At 73.6% G+C, this 719-nt stretch carries 1 protein-coding gene; it reads right to left on the bottom strand.

Features of this window, described 5'->3' with window-relative positions:
• A partial coding sequence (locus ABD363_RS32465) for a beta-ketoacyl [acyl carrier protein] synthase domain-containing protein (RefSeq protein WP_344610046.1) occupies nucleotides 1-719 on the bottom strand: 719 nt, incomplete at both ends.

Here is a 719-nt window from a genome sequence, read left to right as displayed (position 1 = left end):
CCGGTCTCGGGCCAGGCCACCGGCTCACGCACCAGCTCCACCGCACCCGCCGACCAGTCCACGTGCGAGGACGGCACCTGGGCATGCAGCGTGGCCGGCACCACCCCGTGCCGCATCGCCAGCACCGCCTTGATCACACCCGCCACCCCCGCCGCGGCCTGGGTGTGCCCGATATTGGACTTCACCGACCCCAGCAACACCGGCCGCTCCCGGTCGCCCTGCCCATAGGTGGCCAGCAACGCCTGCGCCTCGATCGGATCCCCCAGCGCCGTGCCCGTGCCGTGCGCCTCCACCACATCCACCTCGGCCGGCGACAGCCCCGCCGCCGCCAGCGCCTGCCGGATCACCCGCTGCTGGGACGGCCCGTTCGGCGCCGTCAACCCGTTCGACGCACCGTCCTGATTGACCGCACTGCCCCGCACCACCGCCAGAATCGGATGCCCGTTGCGCACCGCGTCGGACTGCCGCTCCAGCACCAGCACGCCCACCCCCTCGGCCCAGCCCACCCCGTCGGCCGCATCCGAGAACGCCTTGCACCGCCCGTCCGGCGCCAGACCCCCCTGCCGGGAGAACTCCACGAACGTCGCCGGCGTCGACATCACCGTCACCCCACCCGCCAACGCCAGCGCACACTCCCCACCCCGCAACGCCTGCGCCGCCAGATGCACCGCCACCAACGACGACGAACACGCCGTGTCCACCGACACCGCCGGACCCTC

The sequence above is a fragment of the Streptomyces glaucus genome (assembly GCF_039533365.1).
GTDB classification, from domain to species: Bacteria; Actinomycetota; Actinomycetes; order Streptomycetales; family Streptomycetaceae; genus Streptomyces; species Streptomyces glaucus.
This window is presented reverse-complemented; position numbering and strand designations above follow the sequence as displayed.